Origin of the sequence: Chroococcidiopsis sp. SAG 2025 (assembly GCF_032860985.1) — a bacterium.
GTDB lineage: Bacteria > Cyanobacteriota > Cyanobacteriia > Cyanobacteriales > Chroococcidiopsidaceae > Chroococcidiopsis.
Window position 1 is genome coordinate 3,375,358 of sequence record NZ_JAOCNC010000001.1, and the last position, 15,553, is coordinate 3,390,910.

General features: G+C 45.9%; 16 protein-coding genes. 5 read left to right on the plus strand and 11 right to left on the minus strand.

Going from position 1 to position 15,553, the window contains the following annotated elements; all coding sequences use genetic code 11:
- Positions 1–271: 271 nt before the first annotated feature.
- The 7 genes from N4J56_RS16340 to N4J56_RS16370 all read right to left on the minus strand — a co-directional run bounded on the left by N4J56_RS16340 (position 272) and on the right by N4J56_RS16370 (position 8,749).
- Entirely contained in the window at positions 272–529 is a 258-nt protein-coding gene (locus N4J56_RS16340) for an NAD(P)H-dependent oxidoreductase (protein WP_410500339.1), read from the minus strand.
- Positions 530–708: 179 nt separating this feature from the next.
- Positions 709–3,885 carry an efflux RND transporter permease subunit gene (locus N4J56_RS16345; protein WP_410500518.1) on the minus strand — a complete coding sequence of 1,059 codons (3,177 nt, stop codon included), beginning with the start codon at positions 3,883–3,885 and terminating at the stop codon, positions 709–711.
- Positions 3,886–3,937: 52 nt separating this feature from the next.
- Positions 3,938–5,398: an efflux RND transporter periplasmic adaptor subunit gene (locus N4J56_RS16350; protein ID WP_317107393.1), complete on the minus strand. Its 1,461-nt coding sequence runs from the start codon at positions 5,396–5,398 to the stop codon at positions 3,938–3,940.
- 140 nt (positions 5,399–5,538) lie between these two features.
- A complete protein-coding gene (locus N4J56_RS16355) occupies positions 5,539–7,284 on the minus strand; it encodes an alpha/beta hydrolase (RefSeq protein WP_317107394.1) in 1,746 nt (581 codons plus the stop codon).
- Between the two features lie 13 nt (positions 7,285–7,297).
- Entirely contained in the window at positions 7,298–7,651 is a 354-nt protein-coding gene (locus N4J56_RS16360; protein ID WP_317107395.1) for a translocation/assembly module TamB domain-containing protein, read from the minus strand.
- Positions 7,644–7,844 carry a hypothetical protein gene (locus N4J56_RS16365; protein ID WP_317107396.1) on the minus strand — a complete coding sequence of 67 codons (201 nt, stop codon included), beginning with the start codon at positions 7,842–7,844 and terminating at the stop codon, positions 7,644–7,646. The genes N4J56_RS16360 and N4J56_RS16365 overlap by 8 nt, the downstream gene beginning before the upstream one ends.
- Positions 7,841–8,749, minus strand: a complete 909-nt coding sequence (locus N4J56_RS16370; RefSeq protein ID WP_317107397.1) for an NmrA family NAD(P)-binding protein — start codon at positions 8,747–8,749, stop codon at positions 7,841–7,843. The genes N4J56_RS16365 and N4J56_RS16370 overlap by 4 nt, the downstream gene beginning before the upstream one ends.
- A gap of 37 nt (positions 8,750–8,786) precedes the next feature.
- Between N4J56_RS16370 and N4J56_RS16375 the strand changes: the two genes are divergently transcribed.
- Both N4J56_RS16375 and N4J56_RS16380 read left to right on the plus strand, forming a co-directional pair.
- Positions 8,787–9,032: a hypothetical protein gene (locus tag N4J56_RS16375; RefSeq protein WP_317107398.1), complete on the plus strand. Its 246-nt coding sequence runs from the start codon at positions 8,787–8,789 to the stop codon at positions 9,030–9,032.
- Between the two features lie 3 nt (positions 9,033–9,035).
- Positions 9,036–9,221 (plus strand): hypothetical protein, encoded by a 186-nt coding sequence (locus tag N4J56_RS16380; protein ID WP_039714341.1) that lies wholly within the window; start codon positions 9,036–9,038, stop codon positions 9,219–9,221.
- Positions 9,222–9,307: 86 nt separating this feature from the next.
- On the opposite strand, the gene N4J56_RS16385 is transcribed toward N4J56_RS16380, so the two are convergent.
- Together N4J56_RS16385 and N4J56_RS16390 are read right to left on the minus strand one after the other, a co-directional pair.
- Complete coding sequence (locus tag N4J56_RS16385) at positions 9,308–9,460, minus strand: hypothetical protein (protein WP_317107399.1); 153 nt, start codon at positions 9,458–9,460, stop codon at positions 9,308–9,310.
- Positions 9,460–9,732, minus strand: a complete 273-nt coding sequence (locus N4J56_RS16390) for a Mo-dependent nitrogenase C-terminal domain-containing protein (RefSeq protein ID WP_317107400.1) — start codon at positions 9,730–9,732, stop codon at positions 9,460–9,462. The genes N4J56_RS16385 and N4J56_RS16390 overlap by 1 nt, the downstream gene beginning before the upstream one ends.
- Before the next feature lie 314 nt (positions 9,733–10,046).
- Between N4J56_RS16390 and N4J56_RS16395 the strand changes: the two genes are divergently transcribed.
- Positions 10,047–10,913, plus strand: a complete 867-nt coding sequence (locus N4J56_RS16395; RefSeq protein WP_317107401.1) for a hypothetical protein — start codon at positions 10,047–10,049, stop codon at positions 10,911–10,913.
- A 67-nt stretch (positions 10,914–10,980) separates the two neighbouring features.
- Positions 10,981–12,297 (plus strand): fumarylacetoacetase, encoded by a 1,317-nt coding sequence (gene fahA / locus N4J56_RS16400; protein ID WP_317107402.1) that lies wholly within the window; start codon positions 10,981–10,983, stop codon positions 12,295–12,297.
- Between the two features lie 94 nt (positions 12,298–12,391).
- On the opposite strand, the gene N4J56_RS16405 is transcribed toward fahA, so the two are convergent.
- Positions 12,392–12,877, minus strand: coding sequence for an ankyrin repeat domain-containing protein (locus N4J56_RS16405; protein WP_317107403.1), 486 nt, complete (start codon positions 12,875–12,877; stop codon positions 12,392–12,394).
- A 991-nt stretch (positions 12,878–13,868) separates the two neighbouring features.
- Here N4J56_RS16405 and N4J56_RS16410 point away from each other — a divergent pair.
- Positions 13,869–14,726 carry an SDR family oxidoreductase gene (locus N4J56_RS16410; protein WP_317107404.1) on the plus strand — a complete coding sequence of 286 codons (858 nt, stop codon included), beginning with the start codon at positions 13,869–13,871 and terminating at the stop codon, positions 14,724–14,726.
- Positions 14,727–14,938: 212 nt separating this feature from the next.
- On the opposite strand, the gene N4J56_RS16415 is transcribed toward N4J56_RS16410, so the two are convergent.
- Positions 14,939–15,553: a nucleotidyltransferase family protein gene (locus N4J56_RS16415; protein ID WP_317107405.1), complete on the minus strand. Its 615-nt coding sequence runs from the start codon at positions 15,551–15,553 to the stop codon at positions 14,939–14,941.

Sequence of the window (15,553 nt, forward strand, 5' to 3'; positions counted from 1 at the left end):
TACTACTTCAGACAGTCGATCATCACTGAAATTTAAGCTCAGACAAGATTGATAGAGGCTAATAGCCATCTCAGCTTAAGCTATCCCGATAACTCAGTAAAACTGAGTGAGCAAGGGTGATTGACTAGCAAGTAAAAAATGCTAGTGGATTTGAGAGTAGATGACTAAGGAAATAAATATTACTCAGCGCAAGTTGTATCGGTATTGCATCAAACAATAGTGACGAGCCATGACACAATTAATAAGGATTGGAATCACTGTTGACGACTGCTCAAAAAGCAACATTAACAGCATTAGGCGCAATTTCACGGTAAAGCGATTGTTTACGGCTAGTGTCGATTAGTTGTTTCATTTGTGCCATCATGCTCCCGTAGCGCGTTGGAGAGCCAAAAATGACTCCATCTGCCGATCGCCGATCGTCAACGGTACAAATGGGAATGTCCTGCTGTTGCTGCCGCACTTGACGAGCCGCTTCGTTTTGGTCGATGATGCGCTCGACCGCTTCAAATTCCTGAACCCGACGCAGCATGACTTCAGCTTCAGGAATTTTGCTTGCCCTTTGGGCAACGGCTTACCCTAGTTTCCAGGTATGACCGTACATCGAGTAGTAAACAACTAGAATTTTCATGATTCCTCCTAAGTTAGTTTTGAGACGTTGCTATCAGATTTAATGACTACCTTTAAAGGTGGTCATTAAACAAGTAAAACTTAGCGAGTGACTTCTGACTCCCGTGCTGGATCTGATAATTGTTGTTGAGAACGTTTAGACTTGCGACCTTTATGAAACCAGCGATCGCCAAATGACTCAAATGTAATGTACAAAATCGGTACGACAAACAAACTCAAAACCGTAGCTACCAGCATTCCACCAAATACAGCCGTACCTAAAGATTGACGACTACCCGCTCCCGCTCCAGTCGCTACAACTAAGGGGAAAATTCCCACTAGAGTAGAAATTGCCGTCATCAAAATCGGTCGCAAGCGTTCTTGAGCCGCTTCTAAAGCTGCTTGCGTAATTGACAACCCGCGGTCGCGCAATTGATTGGCAAATTCTACAATTAAAATTGAATTTTTACTTGCTAAACCAATTAACATCACTAACCCAACTTGACCGTAGACATCATTGGGAAAACCGCGTAAAGTTAGAGCCAATAATGCACCCAGAACAGCTAGCGGTACAGCTAAGAGAATAATGAAAGGATCGAGATAATTTTCATACTGAGCTGCTAAAACTAGAAAGACAAAAACGATTCCTAACCCAAAAATGACTGGTGCTTGTCCGCCAGACTCTAATTCCTCCGCCGTAATTCCCGACCATTCATAACCAATATTAGGTGGTAGCACCTCAGCAGTAATTTGTTCCATCTTTTGAATTGCTTCGCCAGAACTGAAACCTTCAGCCGCCGAACCAGTGATTTCAATCGAGCGAAATAAATTGTAACGATTAATTGTTTGCGCTCCGGTTGTCGGAGTAATCTTAACTAAATTAGCTAAGGAAATCATCCTTCCCTGTGCCGATCGCACGTAGAGCTGGCGAATATCATCGGGATTATTACGAAACTGTCCATCTGCTTGTACGTAAACGCGATAGCTGCGCTGTTCTAAATTAAAATCATTCACGTACTGCGAACCTAAAAAGGTCTGCAACGTGTTATAAATATCGTCAATAGAAACTTGTAGTGCTTTAGCTTGGTTGCGATTAACTTCTACTATTACCTGTGGTGTATTAGCAGTAAAAGTTGTAAATACTCTTTGCAATCCCTCTGTTTGACTGGCTCTACCGATTAATTGATTAGCTGTTTGTAATAAGGTATCTAAACCAACATTCCCTCTGTCTTGTAATTGAAATTGAAAGCCACCAATGCTACCCAAACCAGGAATTGCCGGCGGATTTGTGGGAATAATTCTTGCTTGCGGAATTGCTGCTAATTGTCCGCCTAACTTCTGCGTAATCGCTTGAACTGACTGCCCCGTACCTTTACGTTCATCCCAAGGTTTGAGCGAGGTAAAAATAATTCCATTATTAGCAGTATTGCCGCTAAAACTAAAACCACCGACAGTAAAAGTCGATTGCACCTCGGGAATTTTGAGAATTTGCGTTTCAACTCGCCGCATCACATCATCTGTATAGTTTAAAGAAACTCCAGGCGGACCCTGCACCAATGTAATAAAATATCCTTGGTCTTCCTCTGGTAAAAAAGCCGTAGGCACAGTTACGAACAACCAAGCTGTAAAGGCGATCGCAGCAGCAAATAGCGCCAAAACGATGTATTTGATTCTGACTAGGCGATGGAGAATTTTTTGATAACCGCGGCGCAACCAGTCAAGAAAACGATTGATTTGGTGAAAAACTCGACCTAACCAGCCGCCTGTAGTTTGTTCTCGTCGCAGTAAAATACCTGCTAAAGAAGGCGTAATCGTAATAGCAAGAAAGGTAGAGATGGCGATCGAAAAGGCGATTGTCAGCGCGAATTGACGGTACAATACCCCTGTAGTGCCTGGGAAGAAAGCTACGGGAATAAACACCGCCATCAACACTAAAGACGTGGCAATGACTGCACCTAGTAGTTCGTGCATCGCTACCGATGCAGCTTGACGCGGCTCCATGTTTTCTTGTTGCAACAAGCGGGAAATATCTTCAACTACGACGATCGCATCGTCTACCACCATCCCCGTAGCTAAAGTTAGACCAAACAGCGTCAAGCTATTAATCGAAAATCCGAAAACTTTGATAAAAGCAAATGTACCGATCAAAGCGACAGGAATTGTAATCGCAGGAATGACGGCAATTCGCCAATTTTGCAGAAACAGGAAGATGACAGTAATAACTAGAGCGATCGCAATCAGTAGCGTAATTACGACTTCAGAAAGCGATTCTTGCACGAATAAAGTCGTGTCAAAGGCAACATCATATCTCATGCCTGGAGGGAAACTTTGCGACAGTCTTTGAATTTCAGCTTTAACTGCACTAGCAACTTCCAAGGCATTACTACCAGGTAACTGGTAAACCCCCAAGCCTACAGCATCTTGTCCCCTGAATCGCAAGAAGGAATCGTAGTTTTCTGCTCCTAATTCTGCCCGACCGACATCTTTCAACCTCACCAACGTCCCATCTGCACCAGTTTTGAGGACGATATTTTCAAATTCGGAGGCATCTTGCAGGCGACTTTGCGCCCGCACGTCAATTTGATATTGTTGGTCGTTAGGGAGCGGCTGTTGACCCAAGCGCCCCGCACCAACTTGAATATTTTGTTCGTTGAGCGCCGCGACTACATCTTGTGCTGTAAGATTGCGACTGGCGAGTAAGTTAGGGTCTAACCACACGCGCATCGCATATCTGCGCTCGCCGAAAATTGTAATATCGCCAACGCCCTCGATTCTTTTCAGAGCATCTACGAGGTAGAGATCGGCATAATTACTTAAAAAGATCGGGTCGTATTTGTTCTGTTCGGAAAACAGCCCGAGTGCCAACAATAGAGTGCTAGACCGCTTTGTTACAGTCACCCCCGTTCGCTGCACTGCTTCTGGTAACTGTGCTTGGGCGATGGATACGCGATTTTGTACGTCAACTGCTGCCAAATCTTGATCGCGAGTCGGCTCGAACGTGACTGAAATCGAGCTGCTACCATCGTTGTTACTGCTAGAACTAATGTACCTCTGACCGCGAACGCCGTTAATTTCCCGCTCTAATACAGTTGTAACAGTGTTTTCGACAATTTCTGCACTAGCTCCAGTGTAGTTTGCCGTGACATTGACTTGAGGCGGACTAATTTCGGGGTACTGGGCAGCAGGTAGCGTGGGAATGCTAATCGCTCCTGCCAACAGAATGATGATGGTACAGACGCTAGCAAAGACAGGGCGCTTGATGAAGAAATCTACGAACATGATAAGGGGTAATTGGTAATTGGTAATTGGTAGTTGGTAGAAAACTGCTCGCTCAGCTCTCTTCCCCTGCTCCCTGCTCCCAGCTCGTCCCTGCTCCCTGCTCTGGCACGGGGGCGATCGCAGCGCCATCTCTGAGGTTGAGTAAACCAGAGGTAACGATTCTGTCTCCTGGTTGCAATCCCGATCGCACTTGGTAGCTATTGCCTTGAATATCACCTAACTTCACTGGTTGCTGTCGAGCCGTTAGTTGAGTTTGCCCCTCTGGGGATTTTGTCTGTTGTACCACATAGACAAATGTTTGCCCTGCAACCCGCGATACTGCTGTTGTGGGAATCAGAATTCCTTGTCGCTGGTTCCAAATCACTCTGGCGCGGACAAAGCTATCGGCTCGGATTTGGGTAGGGGAATTGGCAAATAATGCTTTAATTAAGACCGATTGCGTGTCGTTTGTCACTTGGGGCGAGATAAAAAATACCTTGCTCGTACCGATTTGCTCTCCCTGTTCGTTTAATAATTCTACTAGCGTACCGATCTCCACTTGTGCCACCCGTTCCCGTGGGATAGAGACATTCACTTCTAAAGGTTGATTTTGAGTCACGGTGGTTAGTTGAGTCGAAGGCGTGACGAGATCGCCAACTTTGACGGGAATCGCGCCTACCGTACCTGCGAAGGGAGCGTTGACTTGGAAGTATTGCAGTTGCACTCGCGCTTGGTTAGTATTTGCCTCTGCTTGCTGTACGGCTTGTTGAGCTTGAGCGACTGCCGATGTCTGCGCTTCGATTTGCTTGTCGATCGCATTCAAATTAGCGCGGGCTGTTTGCAGTTGGTTGTAATATTGGTCTCTCGTCTCTCGCGATACTGCTCCTTGACCAGCTAGAGCAGAATATCGTTTGTACTGCTCTTGGCTCAGTCTTAGATCGGATAGAGTGGCTTGCCTTTCTGCTCTGAGCGATCGCAATGTAGCTTGCGCCGTTGCGACTTGAGCGCGAGCCGCTGCTGCTGCCGCAACTGCACCCGATACGGAGGCTTGTTGCTCGTCAGGATCGATTTGCACCAGCGGTTGCCCAGCTTTGACTTGAGTACCTGGTTGGACGTAAATTTGCGCGACTCGTCCCTGAACTTGCGGCAAAAGAGTCACCGACTGCCGCGACTCCAAATTAGCAATAAATTCCGAACTTTCAATTATAGTGCCAGAGGTAACTGTTGCCGTGTTGACGGGGACAGTCCGTGGCTGGCTTTGTCCTGGTGGTGACTGACCTTGCTCTTGACGCTGCCACCACTGCCAACCCAAAAAGCCCCCACCCAGAAGGATAGCGATCGCGCCTATAATTGATACCCACTTGCGCTTCTGTCTAGAGGAAGGTTTTGTCCGTACTCGCTCGGGAGGGGAATTGTCTTGCACCTCACCAGTTTTTTCGACCGATACTACATTTCCAGAGCGAGATACTGTATCATCCTCTGGCTTTATCGTTTGATTTTCTGGTTCCGTGCGTTTAGAATCCGAATGGCTCATTTATCTGATACTTTTTTAAGAATATTTTCTTTCGAGTACGTAGTAATTTATGCCAAGTAACTCACCAGCCAAATGTCCCCTTCGAGCTTACATAGAAATAGTGGAAAACTGGTGCAGCCAAACGGTAGATATCGTCTGATTTATTGAGTCAAACTATCTAAAGGTAGAGATTGTACTAAGCTCAGAGTTAAAGGCATTTGACTAATAGACCGAGCGTAATCAGCACTCAGATAGGGACGGTATTGCTGCGAAAGTGCTACATAAGTCTCAAAAAAAGCCACGCTCCAAGCTCCCAGATAGCGATGAGCCAAGGTGGGGTCTGGACCAATAACTGATTCGGGAATGGGTAAGGGTTCGCTGCCTGGATCGGATTTATCGGCAGCAGAAAAGTGGGTTCCACCTGCGAGTAGAAGCAGATATTTATTTTTGGTACTCAGCCACGTAAAGGGCAAAATTTGCTCTGGTAAAGCTGGCGCAACTTTATCATCACTACTACTAGCGATCGTCACGGGGATTTTGACTTGACTCAATCCAGCTTTACCAAAAAGGGCGCTAGCAATAGGATTAATCGCGATCGCTGCCTTGATTCTTCGATCCCGCAAATTATACTGGGTGCGCGGTAATTCCAAAGTCCGGCACTGAAGCAGTAGAGATAAATTAAAAGTCTCGCCCAGATTTTGACAATCTTGTTGCAGTTGGTCGAAATTCAGCTTAGCACCTGCTAAAGCTAATGCTGTATAACCGCCGTAGGAATGCCCGACAACTCCGACTTGTTGTAAGTTGAGGGCAAAAGACGGATCGGCGCGATCGATTTGTGCCAAAACATCGAGCAAATAGGATACATCCAGCGGACGATTGATAAACTCCCTTGGAGGCGTGACGGCACTAGCGCGACCATTAAGGAGCGATCGCAGTTGTTCGGCATTGCTATTTGGATGTTCGGGAACGGCAACGGCAAAACCGTAACTGGCTAGCTGCTGGGCGAGATATCTAAAGGTGTTGCGGTCTGAGCCTAAACCGTGTGAAATGACAATGACTGGGAAGCGAGGGGAATTGGTGGTTGGTAATTGGTAATCGGTAATCGGTAATTGGTAATTACTTCCTTGTCCGCCTTGTCTCCCTTGTCCCCTTGTTCTCTCTTCCCCCTGCTCCCTGCTCCCTACTCCCTGCTCCCTTGGTAAATAAAAATCGGCAATAAAGGCGCGATCGCGGCTGCGATCGTAAAGTTCTAAGGTGCGTTTCGTCCAAGTAAAACTTCCGCGTTGGCGTAAGTCTGGTAATTGGGAGAAATTGGCAGGCTGTTGGGCGATCGCAGCCGCGGATTGTCTCTGCACTAGAGCGATCGCTTGATTCGTGCGATTGATTACAGCTTGTAATTCCTCTACAATCTCTAAACTTTGCCCCAGATTGACTCGAATGCCATTTGTGGGAAACTGACGCAAGACATCGAGTAAGGTAAAGCCTTGACGATTTTCTGCCGCTGCTACGATGAGAGCCGAGCGAATTGCATAAAATCCAGGCAGTCTTGCTTCAGTCCGAATCAGTTGTCCCAGTCGTTGTAATAAAGTTTCGCCAATCGAGGAGTAAAGAAATTGAGAGATTGCCACCGGACCCAGATCGACTGGTGTAGTCAATATGCGTCGCAGCCGCTCCATCTGTGCGGGGTTGAGCCTGCGGGCATAATCGATCAGTCCGCCCTTAATTTCGCCTGTTTTGGCAAACTCTGCCAAATCCTCGATCGCCACAGAACTTTCAAAAGCGCCGTATGTCGCGTAAATGCGATCGGCTGCGACTGCGGTTTGTACTCCTGTAGCTGGAAATAACAACAAAGAAAGTGTAATTCCCAAAGATTTAAAGAATTTACTGGTCAGAAGTTGTTGCAACACGGTTATGATGCCATTAAAATCTTGCCTCGTACTCTACTAGCAACTGACTCTCGCCGCTCAAATTGGTAGAGGCACGTACCAAGATTTGGTCGTTGAGGCGATAAATCAAGTTGTAACGCCAGGGAGCGTCAGCAGCAAATACCCGCGAGAAGGAGATAGAGAAATCGTTGGTGATGTCAAACACTGCTTCTGCTGCTAAACCGAGGACAGATGCCTGTTCTTCTGGTTCGGTGACGATGGTAGGAAACAAGCGTAATTCATCGATGCCTAAAGCCTCACCAATCTCGGTAGTATTGTCTTGGAAGTTGGACAGTAGGGTAGAACCTGCCATTATGGCAAGTCCTAGTGTAGGATTTCCTCTACCCAAAGTATTGATAAAGGAACCGCCTAACAGCGCGATGCTCTCTGCTTCGCTGCGATTTCAGTTCGCTGGTCAGCTCTAGCTTATCCGCCAATTCACTTGCAGAACCCTCTACCACTGCTTGCACGCGCACGGTGCGGAAAGTGCCGAAGCTTGATGATAGGATTAGAAGGGCTGGGGGGCGATCGCCTCCGCTCACAGATTTTCGTAAGTAAGTTCTTTGTTTGCCCAGTGAGTTTCTGCCAGAAATTCACTGAATGTAGTCAGGAGTCTGGGAAATTCCGCTTCTCTTAAGCGCCTAACATCGGCTTGATAGCCTTGCGTGCGATACCACTTAATCAGGGCAAATAGTTCCCATCGCCAAAGAAGTAGAAATATCCATGCAGGTATTTCTCTGTAGACAACTGGCATGGACTGTGCTTCTGAGAAGCTCTGCGCCATTTGTAAAGGAGTTAGCACGTCGCCTGCCAGCTCAATTTCTTGACCAATGTACTTTTGTGCATTTTTCATGACATAAGCAGCAATGCGTCCCATATCCCTCGTTGTAATTAGATGTAGCGGTCTGTCGGGCTGAAGCGAAAAGGAGAAGACCCCTTTAAGGATGGATGGTCGCGTGTACTTCTTCCAAAACTCTTCCATAAATAGACAAGCTCTGAGCATAGTTGTTGGCAAGCCAGCCTGTTTGAAAACTTGCTCCACCTGATACTTCTGCTCGATATGGCTGACTCCAGAATTTCTCTCTGCCCCACCTGCGGAGTTATACACCAAATGCTCGATCTTGGCATCAACAGCCGCTCGTGCCAGTCGGTGCGCTCTCTCGATCTCTTGTGGATCGGGTTTAGCAGCATCGGCAGACAAACCGTGGCAGTAGACAGCCGAAATTCCCTTCAAAGCTGCTTGAAGCGATGCTTCATCATCCAAGTTAGCCTCAACTAGCTCAACGCCTGCATCACTTATTTTTGACAAATTAGGGCGGCTCAGGTCGATTTTTCTAGTGATGGCGTGTAAGTCAGTAACTCCAGTATCAAGAAATCCCTTGACTGCGTTTTTGCCAGTGCCGCCAGTCACTCCTATTAGCAAAACCCTACCAATTTTTGATTCCATGTCATTAGGGAAAAGCGATCGGGGACATTAAAAATCTTTGCTTGTTATCCTATATATTATTGAGCCACAAAAACCCCCCTTTTGGTGGTTTGGACTGCGAGAAAGACTGCTGGTATATGGGCGATGGTCGCGACAAGCGCGTTTCACCCTCGGCATCGCGATGAAGACGAAGAAGCTGCGATGGGGACAGGCTGACATAGATCGGTTTTCTCTCTACGATTTTCCTACCCGCCGCAGTGCGAATAGAGACACAATAATAAATAGAAATAACTTTTTGAGGTAAGCTATGTTTCCTTTTTGGGGTAGTAGCTGCTACGGTGGCGAACCTATGTCTCGCAAAAGCTTTTTAGAACGTAGGCTTCGGTTTCTCAAGTGGATGCGAGACGATCTAGAAACCAAATTAGCGGGCATTAATGCGGCGATTGGTAAAGTAGAACAGCAGTTAGGTGAAGATGAAACAGCTCAGGTTTGAAGTTAGAGCTTGAGGCTATATCTATACGCTACAGCTAATTAGGTAAATCCGAGCGTAGTCCCAGTGAAGCAACTGGGACTTTTCTATTAGCGGCAGGGGTCAGCAGAATAGCGATAACTACGCTCGCGCTGCGCTAGTTTTACCGACTGACTGTCTACAATTGCGGCAGTAGTTTGGGGAGATCTTTCTTGCTTCAAAAGATCGCTTAGTAAAACTTGTTTGCCGTAAGGCACTCTCATTAGTAGCAATATAGTGCTTTATCTTTATCAGATTCATTCGTTAGATAGGACAGAGCCTTGAACCGAAGGCTAACCAATTGCTCGTAAAAAGGATTTAGCTTGCACAGAGGTGGAATGTGAAATAAAGTACGACCAAAAAGCTTAATGTCTCGTTCAAAAGGACAACTTGCTGGGATCGACTGGCATAATAACTTGGCAATCTTGCGATCGCGCACCTCTATATTATCAAACCATTGGTCAACCAAATTCCGTAGATTGAGAAGTTTCACCATAACGATCGCTCCTTGTAATCCAGTTGAATCATGCTTGGTTTTTTGAGTCTATTCATATCAAGATGCATACTCTCGAAAAATTGGTCTGACTCCACTTTTTCGCGTTACACCCCTTGAGTTATGAACACTAATCAATAATTGATTAGTATTCATAGTATGAAAGCGGTCTGTTTGCGATCGGGTTCAATCAGATGTATAACTTCGCGTATAACTTCTGCTAGCGGTAGCGGATAATTTAAGAGTAGAGATTACACAGCAGCGGACAGCAATAGAGGCGCGTTTTAAACCAGAGCGTCAGGAGGAAATGAGATCTAATGCTCGCATCACTAAAAGCACTTCTCACCTCAGTTGTAGACTATGCCGGACTGTTCCCCCCAGCAAAGCTTGACTTGCGACAAGCAATGGAGAATTACGTCCAAGACTTGGCATCACCCTACGCTTGGATGCTCAATCGCTTTGTCATCCCGATTTCCCGTTTGTCGGAGTTCGCGGAACTCTTACCAGCGTTTCCTTTAAAGCATTGGTCGCTCAGTCTTATTCTCTCTGGACTAGAATCAGAAATCGAGCAAGTGCGATCGCTCAATTATAGTGACAATGTAGCGATCGCAGCTCTTGAATTTTCTCCTCTTTCACCTTCATCAATAGAAAGAGTGTTGCCCAATCTTCCTACTGGAGTTGAAGCATTTTTTGAAATTCCCTTTAATAGCGACTTAAAGCCATATCTAAAGGTTCTGCGGCATACTGGTGCAGCAGCTAAAATTCGCACTGGCGGCGCGACCATCGATGCTTTTCCCAGCGTCACTCAATTGAGCCAATGCATCTTTTCATTTGCCGAAGCCCAAGTTCCTTTTAAAGCAACCGCAGGTTTGCACCACCCCTTACCAGCTCAATATCCCTTGACTAGCGAACCAGACAGTTCTGCCACATTAATGCATGGCTTCTTGAATGTGGCAACTTTAGCAGCACTCGCATACTGGCAAAAAGTCACGTCAACAGAAGCCTTAGAACTTCTCCAAGAATCCAGCAACACTTTCCAATTCAAACAAGATAGTATTTGCTGGCGCGATCGCTGTTTAGATATTTTAGAGATAGAAGCAGCTCGACAACATTTCTTCCGCTCATTCGGTTCCTGCTCCTTTCAAGAGCCAGTCAACGACCTCAAGCATGTTTTAAATTGGTAAGAAAGTGGTGCGTGGTGCGTGAAATATTTTTGACTTTTAACTTTTGACTTTTGACTTTTGACTTACTATGATCCGTCCCATCGATCGCACCCACAATCCAAATTTACGCAGTTGGGTTGACTCGGCAAATCAAAAGGACACTGATTTTCCGATCCAAAACCTGCCGTTTGGCGTGTTTCGACCTCGGAACAGCAATAATTCTCGAATTGGGGTGGCGATCGGCGATCAAATTTTAGATTTAACTGCGTGTTGCCAAGCTGGATTGCTGCAAGAACTTCCCCAGGAACTACAAGCTGCATGTACTGTACCTAAATTAAATCAATTGATGGCGATGGGAAGTAGAGCAGCCTCAGCATTGCGCGATCGCTTGAGTCAGCTATTACGAGCCGATGCCCAAAATCCCCCTTTAGAAAGCAAAATTCTTTACTCGATGTCTGAGGCAGAACTTTTATTACCTGCAGATATTGGCGACTATACTGATTTCTACGCTTCGATCTTTCATGCCACTAATGTTGGTAAGTTGTTTCGTCCCGACAATCCACTCCTGCCTAACTACAAACACGTCCCGATCGCTTACCACGGTCGTGCTTCTTCCATCGTGCCTAGCGGAACTGAGATCGCGCGTCCCAAGGGTCAGAGGAAAAGTTCTGGGGAGTCAGTGCCAAGTTTCGGATTTTCTCAACATTTGGACTACGAATTGGAAGTTGGGTTCTTCATTAGTAATGGAAATCAGCTAGGTCACCCCATCTCAATTGACGATGCGGAGGAACACATATTTGGGCTTTGCTTGGTGAATGATTGGTCGGCAAGAGATATTCAAGCTTGGGAATATCAGCCCCTCGGTCCCTTCTTATCCAAAAGCTTCGCAACGACGATTTCTCCTTGGGTAGTAACCCTAGAAGCTCTAGCACCATTCCGTTGTGCATCTTTTCAACGTCCCCAGGAAGATCCGCTACCACTGCCTTATCTTTCCTCAGCGCATGATACTCAACTAGGTGGCATTGACCTTACGGTAGAAGCACTAGTCCGCTCAGAGCAAATGCGTGCAGCAGAAATGCAGCCGTTTCGCTTAAGTCGTGCTTCTTTCCAGTCGATGTATTGGACTTTAGCTCAGATGCTCGCTCACCACTCAAGTAATGGTTGCAATCTCCGCTCTGGAGATTTGCTAGCCAGTGGCACAGTTTCTGGTGCTGAAGCAGGAACGCAAGGATGTTTACTCGAAATCACACAGCGTGGCTCAAAGCCGATTCAACTACCAACAGGCGAGGTAAGTTCCTACCTAAATGACGGAGATGAAATTGAGCTGCGCGGATACTGCGAGCAGGAAGGCTATGCCAGAGTTGGTTTTGGAGAGTGTCGAGGTAGAATTCTTTCAACTAGCTGACGTTCCAGTGATACTAAGTCTATTCGTGGGAATGGCAACGTATCTTTGAGAGTAGGTTGACAGTTATTCATTCGAGAATTAATTAGGTTTTTACCTATGCGAGAATGGTAACAATCTCTCTACGCATACATTTCATCGCTAGCTCCAAAGGGGTATCCCCATACTTGCTTCTAGTATTTAACTGTGCGCCCGCATCTACGAGTAGCTTGACCCCTTCAATATTATTTTGCACAACTGCATCGTGGAGAGCAGAGTATCCGTTGTAAGGACCCTGAGCATTGAGATCGATCCCATATTCAATTAAAACTTTCATCACTGCTGGATACCCCAGATAAGAAGCGGCGTGAAGTGCAGTTCCTTTCATGCTAGAGTCAACAGCACGAATATTAGCACCAGAGTTAAGCAACAGCCTGACCATTTCAGAGCCGCCATTGGCAGCACTAATTATGAGCAGGCTATTTCCATAACTGTCCGTTTGGTTAGCGTCCGCTCCGCTAGCAATCAATTTTTTTGCTAATTCAAGGTTATTGTCGTTCACGGCAGCAACCAGACTGGTACTCGTAACTAAATGATTTTTCATCAGTTTGTCCTCATATTTGCAGAATTTTTGCACTACAAATGTAAGAGTGCAAAAAAATCTTAAAAAAATCTTAAGATAGGGAGCGTCAGGTTGCTAGGGTGAAACTTTTTGAGTGAGTTAGCATTCTTTTGATTGTATGCGGTATATAGTAAAGACAAAAAGTAGATAACTATAGGACTCATATTTAATTTTTGAAATCTACGTAGGATGCGTTAGCTTTTGGCGTAACGCATCACTCTAACAAACAAATTGCTGCACGAGCATTTAACTAGGGTCTATCTCGTCAGCAGTAAATGTTGCAAAACTTTTCAGGGAGATTCCAATGGAATGCGATCGCTTGCTTTCAGTCCGCAAGGCAATCTTTTCGGCTTTCAACGATTAATGAAGGAGGACACTCGACGTAAACCATCTAAGACCGCTCTGATGGAGGATTGCGCCTCCCCTCGACGGTAACAAAGTGGAGGAAGCGACAAAAACTCCACACCATCGATGTCCTTAATTTGCACTGTTCGCACATTTGACATCGCTCTCCTTCAATGCGCGCTCTTGAGCCACAGCGGTATAACGCTCATACAGTGCTGTTTCTTTTCAGAAGTTTAGAGTTTACAAACAGCGATCGCAAGGCTAAATCTTTCGGACTAAGTTCGCATTCTTTTGCTTCCTTCTCTGCGTGCGATCGGATTTAAATGATAGGAAAGATAACCATAGCGCAACACAAAATTGCACTATGAGTAATATCAATTTACTAAATATAGCGTTTCCCATGCAGGTGTAATACATGCGTAAGGGCGCACAGAGAAAGCGTCCCTACAGATATACGTACCTCATTCAACTGAGAATGGCTATAGATAAATACAATACAATTATTAAATCTTCAGTAGAATAGTAATGCAAACTTCAATATTTTTACCATAGACATTCCAAGGTTTAATGCTGTAAAAACAACACACCATCATTTGCAGTTTCTCCAAACAGCTAAGAGAATGCGGGAATGAGCAATAACATTTTGGTAACGGGCGCTACAGGCAATGTTGGTTCTGAAGTTGTGCGCTTGCTGAACGAACGGAGATTTTCAGTCAAAGCTGCTGTACGAAGTCATTCTGCTTCGCGCATTCGTCTGCCTTCTGGTGTAGAATCAGTTGAATTCGATTTTGAGCAACCCCAGAGTTTTGAGCCAGCTTTTCGGGGGATTAATACGTTGTTCTTGGTCAGACCACCTGCGATTTCGCAGGTGAAGAAATATATCTATCCCGCGCTTACAATAGCCCAAGCAGCAGGTGTCGATCGCATTGTCTTTCTATCTCTACTAGGAGTAGAACGCATGGCGATCGTTCCCCACGCTAAGATCGAAGTATACATTAAATTTCTCGGTCTGACGTACACCTTTCTGCGGGCAAGTTTCTTCATGCAGAACTTGAGTACAACGCATAGTCAGGATATTAGAGATAACAACGAGATTTTTGTCCCAGCAGGTAAAGGTAAGACAAGTTTTATTGACGTGCGGGACATTGCCGCTATCGCCGTAAAAGTGCTGACTGAACCAGGACATGAGGATCGAGCATATGCCCTAACCGGAAGTGAGGCGCTAGACTATTACGAAGTCGCCCAGATCTTTACAAATATTCTAGGAAGACAAATCGTTTACACTCACCCTTCTACCTTAAATTTTGCCCTGAAAATGTATGTTCGAGGGTTACAGCCTGGGTTGATTGTGGTAATGCTTGGGATTTACACTACAGCACGTTTGGGATTGGCAGCAAAAGTTACCGAAGATGTCAGGCATTTGTTGCAGCGATCGCCTATTAGTATGGAAGAGTTCGTGCGGGATTATCGAGCGAGCTGGATGTGACAAAGCCAGCACCAACTTTAGCCCAGAATAAGACCGTTCTATCTCCTATAAGTGAGCTTAAATACCAAGAGCCTGCACGGAAGTCCCCTGAGATCTCAAACGCTTTAGTAACTTTAAAAATAGCAGTTGGGCAAAAGCTAGGAAAACTCTTTGCTCGTGCTGAAGCACGTCTCTATACTCCGATTAGTGTCATCGTTTGAGTCGTTCAGGGCTTAATCCTCTGTCCAGTTTTTGGGAATCACTTCAGATTCCAATTGTTGCAGGTCGTCCTTAGTATCGATATCATGTGGATTACCGATGCGATCGCAACTGACCTCCACAACTGGATAAACTCGCATCAACTGCCTAGCTCCTTCGTCCCCGTCAAGTTTCATGGCATCAATCCACAACGAACGAGCAAGGAGGACGGGGTTGCACCGAGTTCCTTTATAGGTAGCTACCACAAAAGAAGCTCCTTCATGATAGGTAGCTACGAGACGACGGTAACAAGCAGCCGTGACGAATGGTTGGTCGGCAAGCCCAATGCAGAGAGCATCAATAGAGCTATTCGGCTCCAACATCCACACAGCCTGTTTTAGACTTGAAGCAATTCCACTTTGCCATTGAAGGTTATGTACTATATTCACACCTGGTAAGGCTGCCGTGGCTACTTGCTGGAAATTGTAACCGACGACGAGTAAAATTGGGGCAAGACCGCTGTCACCAGCAGCCTTAAGAGCGTAGGAAACTAGCGATCGTCCCCTAAACATTGCTAAAGGTTTAGGAGAATCCCCTCCAAACCGAGAACCTCTACCAGCAGCAAGGATAGCAATAGCAACCTGTCCCAT